The organism is Pseudomonas sp. UME65, assembly GCF_014170225.1.
Taxonomy (GTDB): Bacteria; Pseudomonadota; Gammaproteobacteria; order Pseudomonadales; family Pseudomonadaceae; genus Aquipseudomonas; species Aquipseudomonas protegens.
In genome coordinates this window covers 17,979-35,297 of the sequence record NZ_LZZQ01000014.1, presented here as the reverse complement: position 1 = coordinate 35,297, position 17,319 = coordinate 17,979, and the positions used below count along the sequence as shown (strand labels likewise).

At 65.4% G+C, this 17,319-nt stretch carries 18 protein-coding genes; 7 read left to right on the top strand and 11 right to left on the bottom strand.

Features of this window, described 5'->3' with window-relative positions; translation table 11 throughout:
- Positions 1-29 precede the first annotated feature (29 nt).
- From A9971_RS20215 to A9971_RS20195, 5 genes are all read left to right on the top strand, one after another.
- Positions 30-1,001 (top strand): acyltransferase, encoded by a 972-nt coding sequence (locus A9971_RS20215; protein WP_015636518.1) that lies wholly within the window; start codon positions 30-32, stop codon positions 999-1,001.
- Between the two features lie 69 nt (positions 1,002-1,070).
- Positions 1,071-1,307, top strand: coding sequence for a glutaredoxin family protein (locus A9971_RS20210; RefSeq protein WP_011062501.1), 237 nt, complete (start codon positions 1,071-1,073; stop codon positions 1,305-1,307).
- Positions 1,308-1,419: 112 nt separating this feature from the next.
- Positions 1,420-1,866, top strand: a complete 447-nt coding sequence (locus tag A9971_RS20205; RefSeq protein WP_182999930.1) for a S24 family peptidase — start codon at positions 1,420-1,422, stop codon at positions 1,864-1,866.
- A 40-nt stretch (positions 1,867-1,906) separates the two neighbouring features.
- On the top strand, positions 1,907-2,227 hold the full coding sequence (locus A9971_RS20200) for a hypothetical protein (RefSeq protein WP_011062499.1): 321 nt from the start codon (positions 1,907-1,909) through the stop codon (positions 2,225-2,227).
- 79 nt (positions 2,228-2,306) lie between these two features.
- Entirely contained in the window at positions 2,307-3,197 is an 891-nt protein-coding gene (locus A9971_RS20195; RefSeq protein ID WP_182999929.1) for a pseudouridine synthase, read from the top strand.
- Between the two features lie 73 nt (positions 3,198-3,270).
- On the opposite strand, the gene A9971_RS20190 is transcribed toward A9971_RS20195, so the two are convergent.
- Positions 3,271-3,492 carry a YgdI/YgdR family lipoprotein gene (locus A9971_RS20190; protein ID WP_015636515.1) on the bottom strand — a complete coding sequence of 74 codons (222 nt, stop codon included), beginning with the start codon at positions 3,490-3,492 and terminating at the stop codon, positions 3,271-3,273.
- Between the two features lie 242 nt (positions 3,493-3,734).
- On the opposite strand from A9971_RS20190, the gene moaB reads away from it, so the two are divergent.
- Positions 3,735-4,274 (top strand): molybdenum cofactor biosynthesis protein B, encoded by a 540-nt coding sequence (gene moaB, locus A9971_RS20185; protein ID WP_015636514.1) that lies wholly within the window; start codon positions 3,735-3,737, stop codon positions 4,272-4,274.
- Positions 4,258-5,484, top strand: coding sequence for a gephyrin-like molybdotransferase Glp (gene glp / locus A9971_RS20180; protein WP_182999928.1), 1,227 nt, complete (start codon positions 4,258-4,260; stop codon positions 5,482-5,484). The genes moaB and glp overlap by 17 nt, the downstream gene beginning before the upstream one ends.
- Positions 5,485-5,529: 45 nt before the next feature.
- Here glp and A9971_RS20175 read toward each other — a convergent pair whose 3' ends face one another.
- The 10 genes from A9971_RS20175 to A9971_RS20130 form a co-directional block, all read right to left on the bottom strand.
- Positions 5,530-5,784: a hypothetical protein gene (locus A9971_RS20175; RefSeq protein ID WP_041119363.1), complete on the bottom strand. Its 255-nt coding sequence runs from the start codon at positions 5,782-5,784 to the stop codon at positions 5,530-5,532.
- A 127-nt stretch (positions 5,785-5,911) separates the two neighbouring features.
- Positions 5,912-6,838 (bottom strand): glycosyltransferase family 2 protein, encoded by a 927-nt coding sequence (locus tag A9971_RS20170; protein WP_011062494.1) that lies wholly within the window; start codon positions 6,836-6,838, stop codon positions 5,912-5,914.
- A gap of 16 nt (positions 6,839-6,854) precedes the next feature.
- On the bottom strand, positions 6,855-8,270 hold the full coding sequence (locus A9971_RS20165; RefSeq protein ID WP_053153048.1) for a lipid II flippase MurJ: 1,416 nt from the start codon (positions 8,268-8,270) through the stop codon (positions 6,855-6,857).
- A gap of 9 nt (positions 8,271-8,279) precedes the next feature.
- Positions 8,280-9,101: an acyltransferase gene (locus tag A9971_RS20160; protein WP_015636510.1), complete on the bottom strand. Its 822-nt coding sequence runs from the start codon at positions 9,099-9,101 to the stop codon at positions 8,280-8,282.
- A complete protein-coding gene (locus A9971_RS20155; RefSeq protein WP_015636509.1) occupies positions 9,098-10,516 on the bottom strand; it encodes an O-antigen ligase in 1,419 nt (472 codons plus the stop codon). Before A9971_RS20155 ends, A9971_RS20160 begins: the two co-directional genes overlap by 4 nt.
- Positions 10,516-11,616 (bottom strand): glycosyltransferase family 1 protein, encoded by a 1,101-nt coding sequence (locus tag A9971_RS20150; protein ID WP_077934581.1) that lies wholly within the window; start codon positions 11,614-11,616, stop codon positions 10,516-10,518. Before A9971_RS20150 ends, A9971_RS20155 begins: the two co-directional genes overlap by 1 nt.
- Positions 11,607-12,824: a glycosyltransferase family 4 protein gene (locus A9971_RS20145; protein ID WP_182999927.1), complete on the bottom strand. Its 1,218-nt coding sequence runs from the start codon at positions 12,822-12,824 to the stop codon at positions 11,607-11,609. Before A9971_RS20145 ends, A9971_RS20150 begins: the two co-directional genes overlap by 10 nt.
- Before the next feature lie 2 nt (positions 12,825-12,826).
- Positions 12,827-14,122, bottom strand: coding sequence for a cellulase family glycosylhydrolase (locus A9971_RS20140; protein ID WP_183000089.1), 1,296 nt, complete (start codon positions 14,120-14,122; stop codon positions 12,827-12,829).
- Positions 14,112-15,308, bottom strand: a complete 1,197-nt coding sequence (locus tag A9971_RS20135) for a glycosyltransferase (RefSeq protein WP_011062487.1) — start codon at positions 15,306-15,308, stop codon at positions 14,112-14,114. The genes A9971_RS20140 and A9971_RS20135 overlap by 11 nt, the downstream gene beginning before the upstream one ends.
- A complete protein-coding gene (locus A9971_RS20130; RefSeq protein WP_011062486.1) occupies positions 15,308-17,302 on the bottom strand; it encodes an LPS biosynthesis protein in 1,995 nt (664 codons plus the stop codon). The genes A9971_RS20135 and A9971_RS20130 overlap by 1 nt, the downstream gene beginning before the upstream one ends.
- Between the last annotated feature and the right edge of the window lie 17 nt (positions 17,303-17,319).

The window sequence follows — 17,319 nt, the reverse complement described above, 5'->3', positions numbered from 1 at the left end:
GTCCTTCCTGCTTACTCGGGTAGCCATCGATGCCGAAAGTGCTCAACGCAAACCTCGACGCGCTGAAAGTCCTGCTGGCGGTGATGGTGGTGGCGCTGCACTGCAAGCTGCTGGGGGGCAATTACACCTGGGTCGGCTACTTGCTGTGCAACGGCCTGTTCCGGGTGGCGGTGCCGACGTTCTTCATCATCAACGGCTACTACCTCTTCCAGACCCTGGAGAGCGGCCACTCCTTCGCCCAGTGGTTCAAGCGCGGCCTTCTGCTCTACCTGTTCTGGATGCTGGTCTACAGCCCGCAGTACATCGACCCGAGCACGATCGCCAGCCTGGGCGGGGTGCTGGGGGTCGTGAAGAAGCTGCTGATCGGCTATTTCCACCTCTGGTACCTGGTGGGCATGCTCGGCGGCGCAGCGATGCTGCTGGTGCTGCGTCGCTGGCGTTCAAGTGCGCTGATCGGCCTGGCCCTGACGGCGTTCCTCATCGGTCTGGGCCTGCAGTACGCGCGGGTCTACTACGAACTGCCCAACGGCTTTCTCCAGCACTTCAATCAGAACGACTACACCGCGCGCAATTTCCTGTTCATGGGCTTCCCGTTCATGGCCATCGGCTTTCTTTGTGCCCGGCATCGCTTGGCAGAGCGGCTCAGCCGGCGCGGGGTGTGCTGCTGGCTGGTGCTGGGGTTGGGGCTGATCCTGGCCGAGGCGGCGCTGAACTTCGCCCTGCGCGCCGATGTAGAGCAGAACTTCGACTTCCTCGCCTCGTTGCTGGTTATTGCCCCGGCCCTGTTCCTGTTGCCCCAGGTGTACTTCCGGGCCTCCCACAGCAACTTCGCGGCCAAGCTGTCTTCGGCGGTGTATTACGTGCATCCCTGGTTCATCTTCGGCGCCTTGTCCCTGGGCATGCCCTATGGCAACGGCATGGCCGGGCTGGTCCTGCTGCTGGCCTTTGGCGTTGCGCCGCTGTTGATCATGGTCAGTCGCCGGGTCCGTTTCATTCTCTGAGGGCGCTTGGTCGACGGCTTTTTCTCTCGGGCCTAGAATAGGCACCTGTTCTTTTTTGGTTGCCCAGTCATGCCCCCTGAATGCCAATTGTTCGGCACCCTTGGATGCCACCTGTGCGAGCTGGCCGAGGCCGAGCTGATGCCCCTGGTGGAGCACGGCCTGATGGTCGAACTGGTGGATATCGCCGACAGCCAGCAACTGTTCGACAGCTACGGCCTGCGCATCCCGGTACTGCGCCGGGTGGATACCGGCGCCGAGCTGGGCTGGCCCTTCGACGCCGAGCAAGTGGTGGCCTTCCTGCGCTGATGCACCAGGGGGGGCGGGCAGGGTTTCCGCCCGTCGCTCATCGTGCGAATTCATTGGCGAGAGCTCTTGATTGGTTTACTGTATGCATATACAGCTATCGAGGAGTCTCGCCATGTCTCTCACTTTCCTGACCGGTACCGAACGCTCGCAACCAATGCCAGCCCGCTTTGCGCCGCTGGGTGACAGCGAGTCTGCCGCGTTGGCCGATGGCCCCAGCGGCAGCGGTTTTTCCCTCGACCGGACTCTGGGCCTGGGCGCGCCGCAGATCCATGGCCTGCTGGTGGACGATGACAACCTGCTGGGGTTCGGCATCTACCCCGGTGACCGGTTGATCGTCGACCGCTCGGCCACTCCGGCGGTCGACCAGTACCTGGTGGTTCGGGCCCAGGGCGCCAGCGAATACTCGCTGCGCCTGCTGGCGCCCGATCCTCGTGGCGGCTTGCTGCTCAAGGCGGCGCGCCCTTCAATCCCCTCCATCGTTCTGGATGACCTGGGCTCGATCGAGATCTGGGGCGTGGTGTTGTGGGTGGTCAGTTATGTGGGGCGCAAGCAGCCCTGATGAGTGTGGTGGACGCTTCAAACCGTTAAAGGAATAGATGATGGTCAATGTCGAACAACTGAAAAACAGCGTGAACAGCATGCCCACCGATGTGGTGCGTGAAGCGGTGCTTGAGCTGCGCCTGGACGGGTTGGTCACCGAAGGCAAGACGCCCTTCAACAAGCTGCACTTCAACACCTGCTTTGCCGAGATCGAAGCCTTGTTCCAGCGTGCGGGCTACCACCGGCAACTGGACGTGGTGGGTTACCAGGGGCTGTTGTACGCCCTCTACGATCCGGGCCGCTGGGAGGCGGTGGATGTATTGCGCTGGCTCAAGGAGTTCACCGAGGCCGCGGCCCAGGCCAAGCAGTCCTGCGCCTGAAACCTCGGAAACTGTTCCTAGGTTCCTTGTGGCGGCTGTTGGATAATGCCGCCCTGCATTGATCCTTCGAGCTTTTTGTATGTCATCCGCACCTTTTTCCGCTGCACAGCATCAGGCCAGTACCCTGTACCTGCCCCCGGGCTCCTGGGCGACGGTGCTGGATTGCCTGTGTGATCACTTCAAGGCCATCAGCCGCGAGCAGTGGCTGGACCGTATCGCCCGTGGCCGGGTGCTGGACGGGCAGGGCCAGCCCATCAGTCTGGAGCTGGCCTATCGCGAAGGCTTGAGGATTCACTACTTTCGCGAGGTGCCGGATGAAAAGGTGATTCCGGTCGAGGAAACCATCCTCTACGCCGATGAGCATCTGGTGGTGGCGGACAAGCCGCACTTTCTGCCGGTGACCCCGGCAGGAGAGTACGTCGAGCAGACGTTGCTGCGGCGCTTGATCCGGCGCCTGGGCAACCCGCACCTGGTGCCCCTGCATCGTATCGACCGGCATACGGCTGGGCTGGTGCTGTTCTCCGCGAACCCAGACAGTCGCTCGGCCTATCAGTCGCTGTTTCCCACCCGCAAGATAGAAAAACGCTACGAGGCGATTGCCGCTGCCTTGCCGCAGTTGAACTTCCCGCTGCTGCGCAAGAGCCGGCTGCTGGACGGTGAGCCCTTCTTCCGCATGCAAGAAGCGCAGGGGCCAAGCAATACCGAAACAGCCATCGAGGTCAGGGAGAAACACGGAGAGCTGTGGCGTTACGCCTTGTACCCGGTCACGGGCAAGAAGCACCAACTGCGGGTGCATATGAATGCCCTGGGAGCGGCGATCTGCAACGATCCCTTTTATCCCGAGGTGCTCAAGGACATCGAGGACGACTATGCCCGGCCGCTGAAGCTGCTGGCCCAGGGGCTGCGTTTCATCGACCCGTTGAGCGGGCAGGAACGCGAGTTCGAGAGCCGCATCAGCCTGCAGTGGTGAATACCCCAGGCGCAGAAACAATAAAACCCGCACCAGGCGGGTTTTATTGTTTTCAGGTCGACAACCGTCAGGCTTACAGCTCTTTGACGGTACGGACCTGATCCTTGTTGATGCGAGTCTGCTTGCCGTCCAGCTGTTCAAACTCGTAGAAACCGGAATCCTTGTCGTATTTAGGGGTATCGACGGCCTGGATTTCGCGACCGTCATTCAAGGTGATCACTGTCGGCGAGGCGCAACCGGCGAGAGTGGCCAGGCCCAGTGCGAGCATGAGAGTGGCGAGGGTCCGTTGAGTCATTGTGTGTCTCCGAAATGAGTACTTTTGAGTGCTGGTCTTCAGACGTATACAACGTCTGCAAGTTCCTTGGCCAGGGACATTCTGCCACGTTGCCGGGCAGATCGCAGGCGTTCGCCGCGGCAGATTAGCCGAGTTCGCAACAGCGTCTACCCACTGGGGGCTATTGCCGAGGCCACAGCGGCGGCAGGCCGGAGCGCTGTGATATAACAACGAGCTGTTTCTCCTACCTTTGGATCGAGCCTATGAAAGCCAAGGCTGATGTACCTTTTGCGCCGCTGAACATTGCGGTACTGACTGTTAGTGATACCCGCACCCTGGAAACCGACACCTCCGGGCAGGTCTTTGTCGAGCGCCTGGGCGCCGCCGGCCATCGTCTGGCGGCACGGGTGCTGCTCAAGGACGATCTGTACAAGATCCGCGCCCAGGTCGCGACCTGGATTGCCGACGACGTGGTGCAGGTGGTGCTGATCACCGGCGGTACCGGCTTCACTGGCCGTGACAGCACCCCGGAAGCCGTGGCCTGCCTGCTGGACAAGCAGGTCGACGGCTTTGGCGAACTGTTCCGGCAGATATCGGTCGCCGATATCGGCACCTCCACTGTGCAATCCCGGGCACTGGCAGGGCTGGCCAATGGGACCCTGGTGTGCTGCCTGCCGGGTTCCACCAATGCGGTGCGCACCGGCTGGGACGGCATCCTCGCCGAACAGCTGGATTCGCGGCACCGGCCGTGCAATTTCGTTCCTCACCTGAAACAGGCGGCACCCTGTGAATCCCGCGGGTAAGCTGGGCAAGCAGGGCGCCCTGATGCCGGTGGAAGAGGCATTGGAGCGCCTGTTGGCGATGGCCGGTTCGGCCCCCATCCTCGAGCGTGAGCGCTTGCCGTTGGCGGCGACTCAGGGCCGGGTGCTGGCCGAGGCGCTGATCTCCAGCCTGGACCTGCCGCCCTGGCCCAACAGCGCCATGGACGGTTACGCCCTGCGCCTGGAGGACTGGCGGGGGGAACCCCTGCCGGTCAGTCAGCGGATCTTTGCCGGTCAGGCGCCTGAGCCACTGCAGCCCGGGACCTGCGCGCGGATTTTCACCGGTGCGCCGGTGCCGGCCGGGGCGGACTGCGTCGAGATGCAGGAAAACGCCCAGGTCCAGGACGATCAGCGCGTGCTGTTTAGCGAACCTCTGCAACTGGGTCAGAACATTCGCCCTCAGGGCCAGGAAACTACGGTGGGCGAGCAGGTGCTCGCGGCTGGCACTCGCCTGGGACCGATCGAGCAAGGCTTGGCTGCCTCCCTGGGCTGCGCCGAGCTTGAAGTGGTGCGCCGGGTCCGGGTGGCGGTGCTGTCCACCGGTGACGAACTGGTGGAACCTGGCCAGCCCCTGGGGCCGGGCCAGATCTACAACAGTAACCGGGTGGTGCTGTGCAGTTGGTTGCAGCGCCTGGGCTGTGAGGTGCTGGATGCGGGAATCCTCCCTGACGATCTGGCCGCGACCCGCCAGCGCCTGGCGGAACTGGGGGAGGTCGACCTGATCCTGTCCACCGGTGGTGTCTCGGTGGGAGAGGCGGACTTCCTGGGCATCGCCCTGCGCGAAGAGGGCGAGCTGGCCCTGTGGAAGCTGGCGATCAAGCCCGGCAAGCCGTTGACCTTCGGCCATTTTCGCGGCGTGCCGGTGATCGGCCTGCCCGGCAATCCGGCATCGACCCTGGTGACCTTCGCCCTGCTGGCGCGCCCCTACCTGTTGCGTCGCCAGGGCGTGCAGCAGGTGCAGCCCCTGAGCTTCCAGGTGCCGGCGGGTTTTGTCTGGCCCCAGCCCGGCAATCGCCGCGAATACCTGCGGGGGCGCCTGGAGAACGGGCAGGCGACTATCTACCGCAACCAGAGCTCGGGCGTGTTGCGCAGTGCGGCCTGGGCCGAAGGGCTGGTGGAGGTGCTTGAAGGGCGGACCCTGGTGCAGGGCGATCGAGTCAACTTCATTCCCCTGAGTGAAGTGCTGGATTGACCCCGGCAGCGCGGGCCCGGCTGCCACCGGCCCGCGCCGAGCGGTTTAGCGCAGCAGCAACAGCAGCAACAGGCCGAAGCGGCTGTGCAAACCCCAGGTCACCAGGCCCGCCAGCAGTGCAGCGGCCAGTACCGCCCTGGCCAGGCGCTTGAGCCACGACAGGTGCCGACAATGACGCGGCAGCGGCTGCGAGGAGAGAGGCAGGTCGAGCTCCCGGGGGGAGCGGGCGGTCACCCAGGGCTGGCCCTGCAGATGCTTGAGCGGTGATCGCGCTTGTGGATAAAACTCCTTGTCTTTCATGACGGTGCACTTCCTTGTATGAGGCGTCAGTGCCTGACATGCACAGTCACTGATTGGCCCCGCAGGGTCAATTCAGGTGATTCTCTTTCTTCGGTCAGAAAATTCACTTTAGGCCTGGGGGCTCGGTTCAGGCATAGGGGCTGTCCCAATAGCGCTTGTACATGCCGAGCTTTCTTTTCAGGCCCAGGGGCAGGTAGCGCTCCTGCTGGCTGAGTTTGTAGGCGAAGAGCTTCACCGCGTTGCGCAGCAGCGACCCGGGCCACTGCCCCAGGCGTCCGGGGCCGAGGAAGCGCAGTTCGGACTGGACGTAGCGCAGGCCTTCGCCACCGGCGCCACCGAAGGCCTGGCGGATCCAGGGTTCCCGGGCATGGAATACGCCAATGTCGAAGTAGCGGCGGAACTCTTCCTTGAGGCTGTAGTTATGGGAGTGGCGGCAGCAGGCGCTGCCTTCATAGGCAACCTTCCAGCCGGCCAGCAGCATCTTCGCGCCCACATACATGTCTTCGGACAGGATCACGTGGTTGGGAAAGCCGCCGACCTGCATCAGCGCTTCGCGCCGGTAGGCGGAAAACGAGTTGGACATGAAGGCGGTCTTGATCCCCAGTGCCGGCACATCGGCCAGGCTTTTCACCTGGGAAGTCGGCGGGTAGTTGAACAACCGCGCATGGCTGGCCAGGGGGCTGGCATCGAGGTGCGGCAACTGGCGACCGCATACTGCTCCCACTTGCGGGTCGGCGAAGGGCGCGACGATGCGGGCGAGACCTTCGGCATCCTCCAGGTAGGCATCCTGGGTCATGAACACATAGAGGTCGTAATCGGCGTTGCGCTCCACCATCAGTTGCCGGGTTCCGCCGTGGTTGAAGTCGCGGCTGTCGATGCGCAGCACATTGGCGCAGCGTGCCAGCGCCAGCTCGTAGGTGCCGTCGCTGGAGCTGGAGTCGACGATCAGGGTATCGAAGGGCGCGCTCTGGATTTCCAGGGAATCCAGCAGCCGCGCCAGGTCCTGGCAACCGTTGTAGGTGGGAATCACACAGGCCACGCGCAGTGTCGACATTGTCCAAGCCTCCGGTTCAGGTCAGGTTCTGGCGCCAGGGCCGCAGCCAGGCCGCGAGGATCAGCAACAGCAGCAGGCCGCAGGCGCTGCTCAGGCCCAGTTGCCACCAGATCGAGGTCAGCGGATGCAGGAACAGCGCCGCCAGGGCCATGCCACCCAGGCCGATCAGCCAATGACTGCGCCAAGGCACCAGCCCCAGCAACTGCTGGCGGCGCATCAGCAGCAGGCCGGTGAGGATCACCCCGCAGATCGCCGCCAGGGCGATGCCGATCAAACCGAGGAGATACGGCAGCGCCGCCAGCAGCAGGGCATTGAGCAGGCTGCCGGCCAGTTCGCAATTGAGCGGCATGCGGGTGTCGCCGGCGGCATAGGCGTAGCGCGCCAGCAGGGCGTTCCAGGCGCCGAACATCAGCGGTACCGAGAACCAGGCCAAGAGCTCCGGCAAGGGGCTGTCCGCCGCTTGATTGGGCAGCAGCAGGTGCACCAGCGCGGCGGCGGCGCCAATCAGCCCGACCACCGCAGGAATGGTCAGCAGGGTGGCGCTGCTCAGGCCTTTGCGCAGCAGGTCCAGGCGCTGTTCGCCGGAGCTGCCGCTCATCAGCCCGAGCAGCACCTGGTTGAGGCTCATCAGGGCGATCAGCGGCAGGTTGATCAGCTTGCGTGCCAGGTTGATCCAGGTAACCGCCCCTTCACCCAGCAATGAGGCCGCCATGCGCTCCAGCAGGGCCAGGCCCTGGCTGGCGAGGTTGCTGCTCAGCAGCGGGCCGATGCGTTGCAGCAACTCGCGCCCGGCCCCGGGCGCGGCCTGCATGCGCCAGGGCCGCCAGCCATCGCGCAGCAGGCTCGGCAACAGCACCGTTGGCATCAGCAGGCTGCCGAGCACACAGGCCGCGGCCAGCCCGGTGGGGGTGGCGGCATGGTGCAGGCTCGCCAGGTAGATCACTGGCGGCAGGTTGAACAGCAGCGAGCCCAGGCCCGCCAGGACAAAGCGGGCGCGAGCCTGCAGAGGGACGCAGAACAGGCCGTGGAGAATCAACCCCGGCGCGCACCAGGCCAGCCAGTGCAGGCCGCCGCTGGCCAGGGCATAACCGTCGCTGCCCAGGCCGGGGCCGATCAGGCGTACCCATAGCGGCGCGCCGAGGCTCAGCAGCAGCGCCAGCAGCAGCCCACACAGCAACAGGCGGGGGGCCAGGGCACTGAGCCAGGCCTGTTGCTCCCCGGCCGAGCGCTGCTGGTACAGCGGCAGCGCGGCGGCGCTCAGCAGGCCCGCAGCCAGGGCCATGCGCAGGGCCTCGGGCAGGAACATCGCCACCAGGAAACCATCGCTCTGGCCACCGGCGCCCCAGGCCGCCACCAGCAGCCATTCCCGGGCAAAGCCGGCGGCCAGCCCGGTCAGGGTGGCCAGGGTCAACCACAGCGTCGCGCCGAACATGGGCCGGGCTTAGTGGAACAAAGTGAACAGGCCTTTGCCGCCCACTTTGTAGTTGAGGTTGCGGCAGCGCTCGCCCTTGATCGCCGCGTCCGGCCCGCTGACGATGGCGTAGGGCGGTACCGGCTTGGACACCACGGTCTGCCCGCCGACCACCGCGCCTTCGCCGATCTCGGCGCCAAACGACAGCAGGGCGCGGCTGGCGATCCAGGCGTAGTCATGGATGTAGATCGGCCCGCCTACCGCCCAGAATTCCGGCTCCTTGAGGTCGTGGCCACCGGCGATGATCAGCACATGGGAGGCGATGGTCACATGGTCGCCAATGATCAGCCCGCCCCGGGCGTCCAACTGGCAGTGCCAGGCCACGGTACTGTCCTGGCCGATGCGCAGGCTGTCGACACCCAGCACCTCGGTATTGCGCCACACCGTGGAGCCCTTGCCGATCTTCGCGCCGCCAAGGCGCAGCCAGAACAGGCGCAGGGTGTGGCTGGGGATCTTGCAGATGAGGATGTTGTAGATCTGCTCCCAGACCCGCAGCATGCGGTCGCGCAGGGTCGGCCAGTTGATTCCGTACATGGGAATCAGCGCCCCCTTGAGTTCGCGGCCCAGCAGTTTGTAGAAGCGCCGGGGCAGGGGCGGCTCGATCTTCGATTCGATGTTCAGGTAGCTGATGTAGGTCAGCACGTTGCCCTTGAGCGGTTGCTCGAACACGACATCGTTCTCCAGCATCCACTGATAGGCCGCCTCCAGTTCTGCAAGGCTCACCCCCATTTTCTGCGCATAGTCAGGCAAGGCCTGTTTCAGGTTCTGCGAGTGGAAGAGGCGATGTTTCATGGCTGGATTCCTGAGGGTGGGGAGTCTGGAGTAACCCTGGGCGCCGCAGCGCCGGCCTTGAGTCGCAGGCGTCTGGCTTCATGCAGGTTCAGGCCCAGCAGCAGCCAGAACAGGGCGATCAACACCTGGGTGAAGCTGAAGTAATGGTCGAACAGGCCGCTGATCAGTGCGGCGCTGAGGCCGGCGCCGCTGCCCAGCCAGAGGGCGTTGTCCCGATTCAACTGGATGGCCACCCCGGGAACCCGGGTTTCCCGCCACCAGCTCCAGATCACCGCGACGAACAGCAGCATGCCGGGCACGCCGATCTTGTAGATGTAGTTCAGCCACAGGTTGGAAATCCCCCACAGGCCGGTGCCGGGCACGGGTGGGTCGACCTTGAAGCCGATGCCGAAGGGGAACATCGCCATGGCGGCGGGGAAATGCGAGTACTCGTCGACCCGCACGCTGGTGCTGGCATCGTTGGAGGTGAACAGGGTCAGCAGGCGGTCCTGCAAGGGCGGATAGGACATCAGCAGCAAGGCCCCGAGAACGAAGCCACCCATCAGCATGCGCCCGGTGTAGGGCACCCGCTGGCGGGCCATCCAGATCAGCACGATCAGCAGGCTGAGCAGGGCTCCGCGAGAACCGGAGAGCAGCAGCCCGGCGGCCCCCAGCAAGGCCACCGCCAGGCCGAGGTTACGCTGCCAGCCGCTGCGGGTCAGGCCGAAACAGAAGGCCAGGGGCAGCAGCAGGGCCATGGCGCCGCCGGTGACGTTGGGGTGCATCCACGGCGAGCCCATGCGATTGGCCAGGGCGCTGAGGCTGTCGCCCAGTACCGCGATGCCGCCGTAGCCGAGCTTTTCGAGGATCGGGGTCATGGCCGTGGCGCTGCCGTTCTTCAGAAACACCGGGATCGACAGCAGCAGGAGCAGCAGGGTCCCCAGCAACAGGCCACAGACCAGTTGCTCCCGGGCCTTGGCTTGCTGCAACAGGCGCCGCACCAGAAACAGCGCCGAGAGGTTGAGCAACCAGCGGACCCAGTTCACCGGGCCATTGCCATCGGCGTTCACCGTCACCTGGCCGATGATGAAGGGCAGGGCACTGAAGGCCATCAGGGCCAGCAGCAGCTTCTCGGTACGCAGCAGCCTGGGCGGCCGGGGCAGGTTGGAGAACAGCCCCTGGGCCAGGATGCTGGCCCAGACCAACAGCAGCAGGGCTTCGGAGACGGTGGTGCGCAGGCCGATCTGCACCGTCGAATAGGGCAGGAAGGTCGCCAGTACCGCGAACAGCAGCAGCCCGCGCATGGGCTGGCGGACCACGGTCACCGCCGCTGCGATGCCGACCATCAGCACCAGCACCTTGAGCGCTGGCAGCAACCAGATCAGCACGCCGAAAACCAGGCCGAAGATCAGCGCCAGCGGCAGGGCGATGGGCATTACTTGAGCTCCTCGAGCAATTCATTGAAGCGCTGGCGATAGGCATCCTCGGCGTAGCCGGCCGCCCAGGCCTTGAGGGGGGTGGGGTCTTCCGGCGGGGCGCTGGCCAGTTGCACCATCAACTGGCTCAGCGCGGCGCTGTCGGTGGGCGAGAAGCGCGGGCTGCCCGCCGGGGTGATCTCGTCCAGGGCCGAGCCGCTGGCCACCGCCACCGGAGTGCCGACACTCAGGGCCTCGATCACCGGCAGGCCGAAGCCCTCGGCGTAGGAGGGCTGCCACAGGCGCTGGGCCTGGCGGTACACCCCATGCAACTGGCTGTCGCTGAGGTCGCTGAGAAAGTGCAGGCCATGCACGGCGCGCAGCTCGCTGGGCAGGTGTTCCGGTGCGCCGATCAGCACCAGTTCCGGTACATCCGGGGATTGCTGGCGTGCGGCCTGCCAGGCAGCGACGAACCAGGGAATGTTCTTGCGCGGCTCGCGGGTGCCCACCGCCAGCCAGTAGCGCTCGGGCAGTTGCAGGTCGCGGATGTCGGCGGGTTCGCCCTGGAAACCGGTAACCAGGTTGGGCAGCACCCGGACCTTGTCCCGGGCCTGGGGAAAGAGCTTCACCAGTTCGTCGGCGGTGTACTGCGAAGGTGTCCAGATGCGGTCCGCCTGCTTCACCGAGTGGCCGATGGAGAGCTTGTCGGTGAGGCCATAGACCCGCTCCTTGAGCCGCGAGCCATGGCTGTTGGTCAGGGTCAGTTGGAACAGGTCATGCAGTTGCAATACATAGCGCAGGTTCTTAGGTTTCCTGCCCAGGGGCAGGCCCATGTTGAAGTTGCAGATGTACAGCTCCACCTCGGCCTCACGCAGGGCCTCGGGCAGAAAACCGCCCTCGAAGCGCAGCCGGTTTGGCAGGCGATGCACCCCCTGCAGTGGTGCGCCCCACCTGGGGCAATGCACCCGGCGGCGCAGCGGATGGTCTTCCGGGGCGACGCCGAACAATTGCAGGCTGACCTGCGGATTGGCGCGCAGGGCGTCTTCCAGTGCCAGGTTCTGCCGGCCGATACCACTGTTGCTGTAGCCCGCGGCGGGGCGGTAATCCAGACCTATGCGCATACGGACACTTCTTCTTTGTCAGAGGGGAGTTGGTGATAGACCGCTTCCAGCTGGGCCGCGGCGGCGCTCCAGTCATGGTGGGCCAGCACGTAGTCGCGCCCGGCGGCGCCGATGCGTTGCAGGCGCTCGGGGTCGGCCAGGGCCTGGGCGAGAATCTGCGCCAGGGCCCCGGGGTCTTCGCTGCCCAGGTAATGCTGGCCGTTCTCTACCTGCAGCCCGGAGCTGCCCTGGGCCGTGGTAACTACCGGCAGGCCGGCGGCCATGGCCTCCAGGACCTTGAGCTTGGAGCCGCCGCCCTGGCGCAGCGGGGCGAAGAACAGCGCGGAGCGCCGTTGCAGGTCCCGCAGGTCGGGGACAAAACCCTGCCACTCGATGCGCGGGTCGGTCCAGCGCTGGCGGAAACTGTCCGGCAGGGCGTAGCCGCAGATGGCGAAGTGCACCTCGCGGTTGATGGCCCACAGGCGCGGCAGTATCTCTTCCAGGGCCCATTGCACCGCATCCAGGTTGGGGCTGTATTCGTAGTTGCCGATAAACAGCAGGCGCTGGCTGCCAAGGTCCGGTTGCACCGCGGCGTAGTGCCCGCAATCCACGCCGTTGACCACCACCGCGGCCGGTTTGCCACTCAGCCGGGCCAGGGTCAGGGCGTCCTGTTCGGTCACCGCGATGACCCGGGCCGCCTGCTGGAACACCCGGCGTTCCCAGCGCCGGTAGCGCCATTGGTCGTAACGGGTAAAGGGTTTCGACCAGGCCGGCAGGCGGTCGTAGCTGGCGGCACCGAGGGCCGACTCGACGTTGTGTTCGGTGAGGATGAATGGGCGCTGCAATTGCTTGAGCGGCTGTTCGAAGGGCTGGAAGCTGTAGCTGTGCTCGATCTGGATCACGTCCCAGGGTTCCTCCAACAGCTCGCGAAAACGCTGTTGCAGCGGCGCGGCCAAACCGTTGACGTCGGCCAGCATGGGGTAGGGCGCGAACAGCACCGAGAACAGGGTCTTGAGGCTGCGCAACGGCCGCCGCGGCAGCACGATCAGGCGTTCCAGCCAGGGCTCCAGGGCCGCGCGGGTGGCGTCGTCCAACGGGGTTTTCGATTGCACCAGCAAGGTGATGCGGTGCCCGCGGGCGGCCAGGGCCCGCAGCAGGTGGTATTGCCGGGTCTTGCCGCCGCTGGTGGCGGGCCAGGGCAGGTAGGGCAGGGTCCAGAGGATTTTCATGCTCACCACACCAACAGTTGCAGGCTGGTTTTCAACGGCACGCTCAGGCCCGCTTGCCCGCTCAGCTCGGTGCGGGTGCCGGTCAGCGGATCATGCAGCGTGGCCGCGTTGAGCCCGGGAACCTGCAGGCTGGCGCCGCTGGCGCTCCAGAACATCCAGACGTGGGAGCCGTCGGGCCGGGTCCAGGTGATGCTGTACAAGTCGCTCGGGGCGTTGCTCAGGCCGGGGGGATCAGCCGGGGCCAGGCTCGGCCCGGTGGTATCGAGAAAATACTTGAGGGCGTTGTAGACCGGCTTGGGTTCGCCGGCCAGGTCCACCAGCCCGTAGGACTGGTCGCGGTTGCTGGCGCGGGCATCCAGGTCGCTGAGGTTGAACAGGAAGATCCGCTGGTAGTCCATGGCCGCCATCAGGGCCAGGCGGCGCAGGGTGTAGTCGGCCTGGCCGTTGACGCCGATCATCGCCTGCATTTCCCGGGCTCCGCTGGTGTAGCTCGACCAGCCCCACTCGGTGGCCCAGACCTGTTGCACGCCCTGGCTGTGCAGCGCGTTGTTGAGGAAGTTGCCGCGTACGAGGAAATCCTGGGCCGCGGCATCGTCGCCTTCCGGGAGCTCGGAATAGGGGTGGTAGGCGGCAATCAGGTTTTCCGTGCCCAGGCCCTGTTGCAGCAGGTCTTCGAGCATCAGCCCCGGGGTGCTGCGCATCTGGCTGTAGTAGGCCATGCCCGCGGTCGCTACAGGCTTGTCGGGAATCGCCGCGCGAATGGCGCTGGTGGTGGTCGTGAGCAACTGGTCGTAGGCGTCGGGGTCTTCCTTGGGCAGCCAGACGATGTTGGGTTCGTTCCACACCTGCCAGGTGTTCACCTGGGGATAACGCTGGGCGAGCATTTTCATGCGCTGGGCGAAGACGTTGAAGTCCTTGGGCGGGTACTGGTCGGAAGGGGGCGAGCCGCTGGGCACGTTGGCGGCGAAGGGCGCCGAACCCACCATGTAGGCCAGGACCCGGTACTGGCGGCCCTGCATGGCGTTCATCGCGGCGTCCAGGGTGTCCAGCTGCAGGTCATTCTCGCTGGGTTCGATCATGGCCCAGTGAATGGCCAGGCGGACCCAGCTCAGGCCCAGGGCATCGAGCCGGTCCATTTGCTTCTGGTAGACGCCGGGGGCGAAGTACTGGAACTGCGCGTTGACCCCGAGAAAATCCTTCCACACCACCGCTCGCGGCGCGCGCAGGGTGGTATCCGCCAGGGCGTTCCAGGACAGGCAGGCGAGCACCAGCAGGGCAATCGCCGAGCTACGTCGCATAGGCATGGGCCGGGCCTCCACAGGCATCGCTGAACACCCGGGCAAAGCGCTCGGCGGTATGGCTCCAGACCCGCCGGGAGCCGATCACCGCTGCGTGCTCGGCCCAGCGCTCCACCCGTTCCGGGCTGGCGCACAAGTGGCTGAGTTCGGCGGCCAGGGCGGCGACGTTGCCCTGGGGAAAGATCACACCGTTGTCCTGGGCCACCTCTTCGGCGAAGGAGCGGGCGTCGGAGGTGATGGCGCCGCGGCCGCAGGCCACCGCCCAGGACAGGGCGCCGCTGGTCCCCCGCAGCGTGCCCAGGAGCTTGAGTTTGCTCGACTCGCGGTAGGGCAGGACCATTACGTGGTGGGCCTGGATCACCTTGGGAATGTCCGTGGCCGGCAGGTCCAGTTGCCAGTCGATGCTGTCCTGCAGGTTCAGGCGCTGGATGTGCTGGCGCAACTGGTCGAGGTAGCTGCCGGCGCTACCGAAGGCCATTTCCGGTTCACTGCCCCCGGCCAGGGTCAGGCGCATGCGCTCGCGCATTGCCGGTTGCTGGGCGAAGGCCATGGCCAGTGCATCCAGCAGATCCTCGATGCCCTTGCCGCGGTAGATGAAGCCGAAATACAGCAGCCTCAACGGGCTCAGCGGCGGCAGCGGCCGGGCGGGGATGGCCAGGTTGCCGTGGGGGATCACCACCATCTGCTCCGCACGCAACCCCATGCGCTGGCGCAGGCAGGCGCCGCCGGCGTGGGTCAGGGTGATCAGCCGGGTGAGGCTGCGGGCCAGCTGCTTTTCTTCGTGCAGGCACAAGGGGTCGGTCAGTACCGTGGCGATCTGTGGCAGCGGTGAGGGCAGCCGCGTGGCCAGGGACAGCGGCCAGGGCAGGCTGGCCCGGCGCCAGACCAGGCGTTCGGGGTCGTGCACCGTGGCGCTCAGCGGCAGGCTGGGGAAACGCTCGCGCAACGCCTTGAGGGCATGAAACTCCGCCAGCCGGCCACCGCCCAGCTCGGCGTGCACCAGGTCGATCCCCTGCCAGTCACTGTGCGCCACCCGCTCAATGGCGCGTTGCGGGTCGTTGCCCAGCCCGGCCAGGGGCGTGCTGACTTTCAGCCCCAGGCCTTCCAGGGCGGCGCGCAGGTGCGCGGCGTAGTCGGCAATGCCGTTCTGCTCGGGAGGCATGGGTGCCAGCAGGGCAATGTGCATCAGTGGGGGCTCCTGATCCGCGCCAGGAAGTTCAGCACGTTCTCCGGGATGCCGAAGCGCCGGCGGTTGATGATGATGCCGTCGACCCGCTTGAAGGCGGTGGTGAGAATCGACAGGGCGTTTTGCAGCACGGGCACCGTGGTGGTTTCGGCTTCGACGATCAGGGCGATCAGGTCGGCCTCGCGCAGGCTGACGAAGGCTTCCTGGTTGGAGAAGAAGCCCGAGGCTTCCAGCAGGACGATTTCGCCGGGCACCGCGTTGGGTGCGCCATTGACCCGCACCACGTGCCCGCGCTCCTGGAGCAGGTCGCGCAGGTGCGCGGTGACGAAGCTCACGCCTTCGCCTCGGCGTGCCGAGGTCAGGCCGATCACCAGCCCCTGCAGTGCCACCTGCTTGAGGGGCAGGATGCCGTACAGGCGGTAGAGGCTGGCGGTGAAGGCGCTGTTGCGTTGCGGCAGGTGGCTGTCGAGGTCCTGCAGGCTGGTCCAGACCTTGACCCCGAAGCGCTCCTCGATCTGGTCGCCGTCATGGATGCGCTGGTCCAGCAGATAGAAGAAGTACAGCGCCAGCAGGCCCACCGCCAGGCTCAGGGGGATGGCGGCGAGCAGCATGCTCAGGCTCTTGGGAAAGACCCGGCTGGGTTTGAAGGTGGCTTCTTCGATCACCGCGATGTTGCTGATCTGGCTCTGGTCCAGCTCGCGGTCGATGCGGGCTTTCTCGGTGCTGTCGCTGTACAGCGCGAAGCTTTTCTCCGCCGCGCTCAGTTCCCGTTGCAGGCGTGCCAGTTCAGGTTCCACGGCCAGCGCCTGGCGCCGTTCCTGTTCGAGCTTGAGCAACTGGGTTTCCTGCTGGGCGGCCTGGGTCTGCAGGCGGCTGAGGCTGGCCTGCTGGTCGGCGAAGCTGTTCTGCAGGCGGGTATAGACCGGGTTCGGGGCCAGGTTTTCGCTGCGTTGCACAGTGCCGCTTTCCGATTTCAGCAAGGCTTGCAGGTTGGCGATTGCCGCATCCATGGCGCGGACCGGAGGGGCGCCTTCCTTGAAGGTGCGGAGCATTTCCTGACGCTCGATCTGCTTAGCGTTGATCCGCTGCTGCAGGTCCTGGCGGTCCGGGTTGAGGCTCATCTGGCGGCCGATGCTGATTTCTTTCTTCATGCTGTTGAGCTGCTTCTGGATGGTCTCCAGGCCGCTGCGAGTGGACGCCACTGCTCGGGTGGTATTGAGGTGTTCGCCCTTGAGGTTGTTGAGGTTGCGCGAGATATCGTTCAGGCGCTCCTCGATGCTCACCGCCCCCAGTTGGTTCAGGTAGTCGGCGATCTGCTTCTTGTAGCCGAGGATGCGCTGGTTGGTGGCGCCACTTTCGGTTTCATAGAAGGCGTACAGGCTTTTGCGCCCGAGGGTTTGCGCGCGTTCCTGCTGGTACTGCTCGATCCAGCTCTTGACCACTGTCTGGGCCACTTTGGGGTCGTTCCAGGTAAAGCTCACTTCCATCACCGAGGAGCCTGCGGCGTGGGTCACGCTGAAGCTTTTCAACATGCGTTCGGTCAGGCGTTCCACCGGGGTCTGCTTCTCCACCAGGCCCACCAGTTGCAGGGCCCCGCGCAGCAGGTCGACGATGCCTTCCACCGCGCCTTTCACTGCGTTCTTGAGGGTGGCCAGGGCACCACTTGGTTGGGGCTGGCGGGACAGGTCGTCGAGGTACTTTTCCGCCACTTTGCGGGCGATGGGCTCGCCGCCGAGGATGCGCTCCTCATCGATGATCGGATCACGCTGGGCGCTGGGAATCACCACAGCCTGGCGATCGGCGATCTCGATCGGCAGGGTGCTGGTGTCGCGTCCGGGCTTGACCAGCAGCAGGGCGGTGGATTCGAAGCGGTTGGGCAGCAAGAAAGCCCCCAGCACGATGATGATGAAGGTCACCAGGACGGTGATCTTGACCTCGCGCTTGAAGATGAAGAACAACCGCAGCAGATCGCGAAAGGAACGGATATTGATCATGAGTGCTGTCCTTGGCG